Annotated in this window: 5 protein-coding genes; 3 read left to right on the plus strand and 2 right to left on the minus strand. The window is 63.0% G+C overall.

What is annotated here, in order from left to right; translation table 11 throughout:
• Both QZY03_RS24510 and QZY03_RS24515 read right to left on the minus strand, forming a co-directional pair.
• On the minus strand, window positions 1-263 hold a 263-nt coding region (locus tag QZY03_RS24510), incomplete at its 3' end, for a hypothetical protein (RefSeq protein WP_295585501.1).
• 28 nt (window positions 264-291) lie between these two features.
• Entirely contained in the window at window positions 292-3129 is a 2838-nt protein-coding gene (locus QZY03_RS24515; RefSeq protein ID WP_295585503.1) for a DUF4347 domain-containing protein, read from the minus strand.
• Window positions 3130-3555: 426 nt separating this feature from the next.
• On the opposite strand from QZY03_RS24515, the gene QZY03_RS24520 reads away from it, so the two are divergent.
• The 3 genes from QZY03_RS24520 to QZY03_RS24530 all read left to right on the plus strand — a co-directional run.
• Window positions 3556-5760, plus strand: a complete 2205-nt coding sequence (locus QZY03_RS24520; protein ID WP_295585505.1) for a peptidase domain-containing ABC transporter — start codon at window positions 3556-3558, stop codon at window positions 5758-5760.
• Complete coding sequence (locus QZY03_RS24525; protein ID WP_295585507.1) at window positions 5757-7097, plus strand: HlyD family type I secretion periplasmic adaptor subunit; 1341 nt, start codon at window positions 5757-5759, stop codon at window positions 7095-7097. The genes QZY03_RS24520 and QZY03_RS24525 overlap by 4 nt, the downstream gene beginning before the upstream one ends.
• A gap of 97 nt (window positions 7098-7194) precedes the next feature.
• The coding region (locus QZY03_RS24530) for a calcium-binding protein (protein WP_367268253.1) at window positions 7195-9109 on the plus strand (1915 nt) is incomplete at its 3' end.

Here is a 9109-nt window from a genome sequence, read left to right on the forward strand (position 1 = left end):
TCGTCGTTCATGACCTCTATCTTATATTCGTGGGTACCGTAGGTTCCACCGGAGAAGTGGTCAGTAAACGACACATCCAGCGCCCCAACTTGGCCGGGGGTGATGCGGTACCAATCGACATCCGCGGCAGTGGACAACTGCCCCTCGTTGGTGCGTCCCAGGGCGATGGGATCGGCGTCGGTACGCCAATCGTTGCGCTCTGATTCGTAGTCTTGGCTGGTAAGTACTTCAAGTGAAATATTTGTAGGCGCCAATAATTGCAAAGCATTGATTTAAAAGAAAGATAAATAATTAAGCGCTCATAGCGAATATATTGATGTACTTATCGGCCTGACGCACCGTCAGGGTGAACTGGCCGTTCAGGACGTTGAAGACCTCGCGGGTATCCCCGGTATTGGTCAGACGGATGCTATGCGCGGTCGGGCCGACTACACCGACCCGAAAGGTTTCGTCGCCATTGATCCGAAAGGATTCCAGTGGGGTCTGGCTGGCATCCATGACATCGACCCGGTAGGTCTTGTCCTCGCCAGAGTCCCCGTAAAGCCACGCCAGATCAAGCTCCAATTGAATGGCACCCTTCATCGCCGGGGTGATGGTGTAGCTGATGCTGGACCCGATCTCCCCCACCTGACCGCGCAGGACCAGGGGGGCGTCGAGGCTGAGGGTATTGGCCCCGCCCTGGGTGTTTCCCGCCCCGCTGCCCCCCGTTCCACTGCCTGGGACAATGGCGATGGCGCTCGGGTCGCTGCCGGAGGCCGGTGCAGTCATCCGGAACCAATCATCAGACCCATTGGCGAGGAGTGCGGACCAGACAGAGGTCAGGGCGAAGGGGTTGCCGAAGACGACACCGTTCTTATCGGCCAGATAGAGTGATTCCAGTGCGTTGGCGGTATTGGCCTGATTCTTGACAATAACGCGCCCCTCATCGTCGTCATCGAGGGTGAGGTCGATGTCGAGATCGATCCACAGGTCCGAGCCTACGGCGCGGAAACTCAGATCCTCCAGACCATTCAAGTTCATCTGACCGTCGTCCCAGAGATACAGGCGATCCAGCGCCCCGGCCTCATCGAAGAGGGTATAGGTGGGGACATCGAGCGAAATCAGCGCATCGTAATCGACCCGCCGGACGTTGTAGCTGTCATTGCCGGTACCACCGCGCAGCAGGTCGCCGCCGTCGGCGGCATAGAGCACGTCGTCCCCGGCCTCGCCGTAGATCTGATCCATGCCCAGCCCGCCGTCGAGGGTATCGTTGCCACTGCCGCCGAAGAGTGCATTGGCGGCGGCATTGCCTTGAATGCGATTGGCCAGCGCATTTCCAGTACCATCAAGGGCGGCATCGAAGGCGAGAAAGGCCGAGTCCGGGGACAGGGTGAGGTCCTCGGTCTCGGCGGCAAGGCGGTAGGAGACCGTCGCGTAGACCTGATCGCGGCCGGCATTGGCGCGCTCGACGATGATGTCGCCGGCGTGATCGACATAATAGGTGTCGTTGCCGGTCCCGCCGTAGAGTGTATCGGCGTCGCTGTCACCCAGACCATCGGCCCGACCCAGGATGTCATTCCCTATTCCGCCAAAGGCGATGGGGAAATCGTAGGCGGGGATGTCGTCGTATACGTCCTCGTTGCCGGTGCCGATGGTCCACCCCAGCTCGGCACTGCCATCGATCGGCATCAGGAGTCGTTGTCCCCCGCTGGGGATATCAAAACCCTGACCATTATGGTCCTGAGGACTTGCCTGGAGTTGGCTATCGAGAAAGCGGGCGATGGCGAGATAGCGGTCCTTGCCGTGGTGAGCAAGCTGGTAATCGGAACTCCAGGCGCTGCTGTCTTGGACATGGACGGTATTGCCGGTCTTGGTCAACAGGTCCGCAATCGGGTCGGTCGTCGCCTCAAGTTGGATGACACGGTCGTCGTGGCCTGGAAAAAAATCGCCTATCACCCAGTCATCATTGAAGCCGGGGGCGCCAAAGGTGTAAGCCCGGTAACTCGCGGTGGCGGTGTCGGGGTGGCTGGGGGCGTTGCCGAGGCCCAGCAGGTAGGCTTGCGCCAGGGCGCCGCCCAGGCTGTGGCCGACCACATAGACCTGACGGATACCATTCAATGGATTCGCGACATAGCCATCGACGGCCGTGAGAAGCGGGCGCAGTGCATCAAACGCCGGGTTCATGTTAATGATGTCGGAGGCCCAATCGACCCAATCGTCCGACCCGGTCAACGAGAGCACCAGGGTATCGGCACAGCGGGCGACGAAGGCAGACGCAAAATCGATCCCGGTGGGTGCGTACTTGTAATAGCCGTTGCTATAGGTGATGGCGGTCTCATCTGCCGCGACGGTGAAGTTAGGGGGCTCCCACTTGCCCGTGGCCAGCAGGGCGGCGCGCACCGAGTTGCCGAGGGTATCCTCGTAAGCAGCCACGGCAAACTCGGCCATGGTCGACCACAGCTTGTTAGTGATGAGGGTGTTGAAGCTCGACAGACTCAGGGTCAGACGGTCGTCCGCCGGGGCCGCGAGTGCGGCGGTCTCAATGGTGCCGGCGGCGGACTCCAGGACCCAATCACCGCCAGCCCCGGTGAGATTGGTGGAGGCCGCCACGTCGGCGTCGGTGGCCTGGGCGAGGTCGGCGATGAAGGCTGCGCCGACCTCGCCTTGCGCGACGTTGCAGCCATACAGCAAGAGATCGCCGTCCGCGGTCAGGGCGCGACCGATCACGGCGAGGGCGGGTTGATAGCGGGCCAAGGTCGCCTGTGACAGGGTGGCGTTGCCCAGCGCCAGGCGCCCGCTGTCACCGTGACCAAGCATGTGGATGGCGTCGTAGGACGCCTGCGGCCTCGCGGCCAGGGTCGTGGCCAGTTGCTCGATACCATCGGTGTCGGCATCGAGGATGAGTAGTTGTGCTTGCGCCGGCAACTGCTCAGTCAGGGCACTGAGGTTCGGCAGGTCCCCCGCAAGGACATAGAGGATTCTGGGCGCTGGGGTCGGGACCCTGCTCGGTGACTCGGCGCTGATCACGGCGCGTGGTGCCAAGGCCGCAGGCGTGTTGGGTGGGTTGGCGTCCAGGGCGCCGGTCACTGCCGCGTCGGCGGGGGTCGAGGTGGCGGCGAGCAGGAGGTCCCGTTGGGTCCAGGTGGGCATGTTAAAGATCCCTCAAAGGCGCTAAGGCAATCCAGCCACGTTAAGGCAGGGGTTAAGGCATACGCTACCAGGCTCAGGGGTTTCCAGCAAACCTCCTAGCAGCCTGTCGGACTTGATGAGGTAACCGATTGAAGTTAAAGAGTTTCAGCTTTTTTGGCGCAAATTTTTTATCTTCTATAATCAAGTTCTTACGCTGCAAGTCCGACAAACTGCCAGGGCAGGGCGAACGTGCTTAAATTTTTACTTTGTGACAGGTTACCGCTCGATTGATCGGGTATCATCGCACTGATTCAGAGAAATACCCGTACGTTGATCGATCAATGAGGGGCCTTGGTCATCGTTTCGGCCACCCTGCAGCCGGAATGATGAGCAAGGCCCAATCAGGAGGGGCGCGCCACACGCTGGTCAGCGGCCCCGGTGCCATCTATGGAACACGCCGTCACGTCGCTCCCCGCCCCTGAGGGGGCAGTCCCCGCGGATGACACCGCGCTTACCAGCGGCCTGCTGTGCCTGGTCGCCATTGCCCGCCACCATGGCATGTCCACCTCCGAGGAGCAGATCCGCCGCGGCCATCTGCCGGTCTCGGGGCGCCCGACCACCCCGGTCGACGCGGTCCTGTCGGCCGCCCAGTCACTGGGGCTGAAGGTCCGCCGCACCCGCGGGGCCACCTGGGAGCGGCTGCGCGCCCTGCGCGAGACCTTCCCCGCCATCGCCATCCTCAAGAACGGCAACGCCGTGGTGGTGGTCGGTATCAAGGAGGCCGACGGCAGCGCGAGCCTGGCGGTGATGGACCCCCTGGCCCAACCGGCCAATGCCATCTTCCTGCTGGAACAGGCGCGCTTTCTGGAGGCCTGGGGTGGGGACCTGATCCTGCTCCGGCGGCTCTATCCGCTGCTGGATGACAAACAGCCCTTCAGCCTGCGCTGGTTCCTCCCGGAGTTGTTCCGCCAGCGCCAGTTCCTGCGCGATGTCGCCGTCAGTTCGCTCGTGCTGAACGTGCTCACCCTGGCGGTGCCGATCTTCATGCAATTGGTGATCGACAAGGTCATTGTCCACCAAGGTTATTCGACCCTCTTTGTCCTGGCCGGGGGGGTGGCCCTGGCGCTGGTGTTCGACGCCATCTTCAGTTTCCTGCGGCAGTACTTCCTGCTGCATGCCACCAACCGCATCGACATCCGCCTGGCGCAGAAGACCTTTTCGCACCTGCTCAAGCTACCCATCACCTATTTTGAGACCGGCACCGCCGGCGTCATCACCCGCCATATGCAGCAGGCGGAGAAGATCCGCCAGTTTCTGACCGGTCGGCTGTTCATGACCATCCTCGACGCCACCGTGCTGATCGTGTTGTTGCCGGTGCTCTTTTTCTACTCAGTGAAGCTCGCCGTCATCGTGCTGGTCTTCGCCAGTGTCATCGCCGGGGTGGTGTTCGCCCTGATCCCCACCTTCCGCACCCGCTTGCAGGCCCTGTATAACGCGGAGGCGGAACGCCAGGCGATGCTGGTCGAGACCATCGCCGGCATGCGCACGGTCAAATCCCTGGCGGTGGAACCGCAGCGCCGCCGCGACTGGGAGGACCGCTCCGCGCGCGCGGTGGACATGCATTTCCAGGTCGGCAAGATCTCCATGACGGCCCACACCCTCATGACCTTCCTGGAGCGGCTGATGATGGTCACGCTGATCGCCACGGGCGCCTATGCGGTCTTCGACGGGACCCTCACCATCGGCGCCTTGATCGCCTTCCAGATGCTGGCCGGACGGGTGGTCTCGCCCCTGGTACAGATCGTCGCCCTGGTCAACGAGTATCAGGAGACGGCGCTGTCGGTGCGGATGCTCGGCGAGATCATGAACCGCCCGGTGGAGGGCCTGCGCGAGTCCGGCGGCCTGGAGCCGCCCCTGCAAGGCAAGATCGAGTTCGACGGCGTCACCTTCCGCTACGCCCTCAATGCCCCGCCGGCCATCGACCGGCTGACCTTCACCCTGCCAGCCGGCAAGGTGGTCGGCATCGTCGGGCGCAGCGGCTCCGGCAAGACCACCCTCACCCGGCTGATCCAAGGCCTGTACCCGGTCCAGGAGGGGGTGATCCGCTTCGACGGGGTGGACATCCGCGAGATCGACCTGGCCCATCTGCGCCGGCACATCGGCGTGGTCTTGCAGGACAATTTCCTGTTCCGCGGCACGGTCCGGGAGAACATCGCCATCACCCAGCCCAGCGCCGCCTTCGAGGAGATCGTGGCCGCCGCCCGGGTGGCCGGGGCCGAGGAGTTCATCGAGCGGCTGCCCCAGGGCTACGACACCCTGCTGGATGAGAATGGCGCCAACCTCTCCGGCGGCCAGAAGCAACGCCTGGCCATCGCCCGCGCGCTGCTGCCGCAGCCGCGCATCCTGATCCTGGACGAGGCCGCCAGCGCCCTGGACCCCGAGTCCGAGGCGATCTTCCTCAATAATCTCAGCCAGATCGTCGCCGGGCGCACCGTCATCATCGTCTCCCACCGCATGTCCACCCTCACCCGGTCCGACGCCATCATGGTCTTGAACCGCGGGGTGATCGTCGATGCCGGGCCCCACGAGGCATTGATTAAACGCTGCGAGATCTACGCCCACCTGTGGCAGCAGCAGACCAGCCATCTATGACCATGGGCAAGCAACAAGACCACCTCCAAACCCTGCTTGGTGAATTTCTCCCCGACGCCCAGGCGATCGAGCAGCGGGACCCGCCGCGGTCCCGTCGGTTCACCCTCTATGCCCTACTGGCCCTGGTGATCACGGCCATCCTCTGGGCCAGCCTCTCGGAGATCGACAAGCTGGTCATCGCCCAGGGGCGCCTGGTCACGCCACTGCCCAACCTGGTGGTGCAACCCCTGGAGCCCGGCATCCTGAAATCCATCGAGGTGCGCGTTGGCCAGGTGGTGCGCCAGGGCGAGGTGCTGGCCACCCTGGACCCGACCTTTGCCACTGCCGACACCAGCCAGTTGACCTCGCGCCGGGATACCCTGGCCCTGGAGATCGACCGGCTGGAGGCGGAGCTCAGCGGCCACGCCGGGACCGGTGCCGCGGGCGACGCCCCGCAACGCCAACTCCAGGCCGACCTGCTGGCCGAACGCCAGGCCGGCTATGCCGCGCGCCTGCGCCAGTTCGAGGAGACCATCGCCGGCCTGCGCGCCTCCCTGGAGACCAACCGGCGCGATCAGCAGGCCCTGGCCCGCCAGGTCAAGTCCCTGGCCGATCTCGAGGCCATGCACCTGGCCCTGGAGAGCAAGCAGATGGGCTCCAAGGCCAACCTGTTGGAGGTCCAGACCCAGCGCCTGCAGGTGGAGCGCGACCACACCCTGGCCGTCAATCGCCAGGAGGAGATCACGCGCCAGATCAGCGCCAGCCAGGCCGAGCGTGAGACCTTCATCAAGAGCTGGCGCCAGGACGCCATGGAGAAGCTCTCCGCCGCCCGCCAGCAGCGCGATGAGAGCAATGAGCTACTCGCCAAGGCGCGGCGGCGCTCTGAGCTGGACACCCTCAGCGCCCCGGCCGACGCCATCGTCCTGGAACTGGGCAAACGCTCGGTCGGCTCCGTGGTGCAGGACGCCGAGCCGATGTTCGTCCTGGTGCCCTTGGATGCCCCGCTGGAGGCCGAGGTGGAGGTCAGCCCGGCCGATGTGGGCGAGATCCGCGTCGGCGACAGCGCCCGCATCAAGATCGACGCCTATCCCTTCCAGAAACACGGCACCATCACCGGCAAGGTGCTGAACGTCAGCGCCGACACCTTCAGCCGCCAGAATGCCATGGGCGGCCAGGGCTACTACTACCTGGCGCGCCTGCGCCTGGAAGACACCAAGCTGCAACATGTTCCGAGCCCCACCCGGCTATTGCCCGGCATGACCCTGACCGGGGAGATCATTACCGGTAAGCGCACAGTGATCTCCTATTTCCTGTATCCGGTGATTCGGGTGCTGGATGAGTCGTTGCGGGAGCGGTGAAGCGATTCACTTGCCCACCGCTGAACACGCGAGAAGACATCCCTTTTGACACTGCCGGTTGAACCATCAATAACGTTTACTCTAAGGTAAGGCCTTCATGATCAACGCACAAACCACACGCCTGTCCTTCGCTATCGACGATACCAGCATGTGGGGGCCGAACCAAGCCACCGCGGTCTCTTTTACTTTTGACCAACTCCAGTGGAACCGGTACGCGACCGGCAGCTATACAGCCTCCGTCCCATTTGCGCCCGATCCCACGCTGCATTATTCCCTCAATGCGAGCATCGGCCCCAGCTTTGCCGCATCGCTCAATACCGGAAGCATCGACATCCTCTACCCGATCGAAGTGGATGTGCGCACGCCGGATAGCGTACAAACCGGCACCACCTTCGTCGTCGACACCTCCGATTGGTCCGTCCTCAACGCCGCCCTGGATTCCGTTGCACCCTCCCTGTCGGCTCAGGCCAGCCTGAATTTCGAAGTCAACGCCAGTTACGGCCTCGATATCGGCGGCATCAACATCCCCTCTTTGCATAACGATCTGGTCAATATCGACTACAGCACTGTGTTGCTGGACACCAGCGCTTACAATTCCGGCAGCTACGATTTCGGCGGCATCCTCCAGGTCGGCTACAACTTGCCTACGGATCTCAACGCCCACGCCCAGTTGTCCGGGGCCACTGATCGCTATCTCCCCACCCTGAGCGCCAGCGCCCAACAGTCTGATTTTTTCCTGTATCTCAACGGCGATCTGGACAACCTCGCCCGTTACTATTATCCGGTCATTCCGCCCCTCGATGGACAACTCGACGGCAGCGTCTCCGTACCGCTGTTCGGTACCGCCACCGCGGCCCTGGATTACACCATCCTCGATGTCGATATCGCCGCCGGTATCAAACTCGCCCAGGCCTTTACCTTCGTCCCCACCGGCGTCAACGTGACCCTGACGGCAAGTACCGGTGAGATCCTCAGCGGCAGACTCGGGCAACAGTTTGAGTTTACCGCCCCGTCCGACGGGGCCGGCGAGATCACAATCGACGCCGCCTACACCCTCACCGGCCAATTGCGCAACCAATCCGGGTTCGTGGTCGGCGGTCAGCTCAGCGCGACCGCGATGGATTTCGGCCTGGAAACGAACCTCCTTGATGACCCCATCGACTGGGGGCCACTGGCCTCGGGGTCACTGCAAGTGGGTAGCCGCCCATTCTACCTGTACGACTCGATCTACAACGTCAATCTCGGCACCAGCTACGCCAGCTATACGATCACTTACGACCCGGAAGCCACGACCGACACCATTACCGCGCTACCGGCCGTCCAACAGGGCGGCGACGATCTCTATTATCTGCGCATCAGCGAGGCCAGCGGCAATTACGCCTATCTGAACGACGACGGCTACGATAGCCTGACCGTGAATGCCGACGGTACCGAGGGTGCCATCAGCTACAGCATCACCACCGAGGCCGGGAACGGGGACTTGGTCTGGGTCGATGCCAACAGCGGCTTGCTACAGATCCGGGACGCCTTGAATGCCGCGCCCGGTGCCCAGCGGACCCTCTCTGCATCCGAGGTCACGGCGCAATTCGACGGCACCATCGAGCAAGTCAATGTGATCGGCTCCAATGCCAATGACCTGTTGATAGCCATCGGTGGCACTACCTACTACGGGGGCGCCGGACAGGATACCTTCTATGCCGATTGGTCAGGAACTTCGGCGGCCATTACCTGGATCAATGATCCCACACGCTTTCAGACGATCAATGACGTTACGGTCTCCGGGCTGGAGCGACTGCTCCTCGTCACCGGGTCCGGCGACGATCTGTTGAGCAATCTGCTGGTCGCCACCGACGACACCCTCGTCACCGGGGCGGGCAACGACACCATCAACGCGGGTGACGGTCACGACGTCATCGATGCCGGTGTGGGTAACGATGCCATCAACGCGGGCGGCGGCAACGACTGGATCGACGGCGGAGCAGGCGATGACGCGATCAACGCCGGCACGGGCA

The organism is uncultured Lamprocystis sp. (assembly GCF_903933125.1).
In the GTDB taxonomy this organism is placed as follows: Bacteria; Pseudomonadota; Gammaproteobacteria; order Chromatiales; family Chromatiaceae; genus Thiodictyon.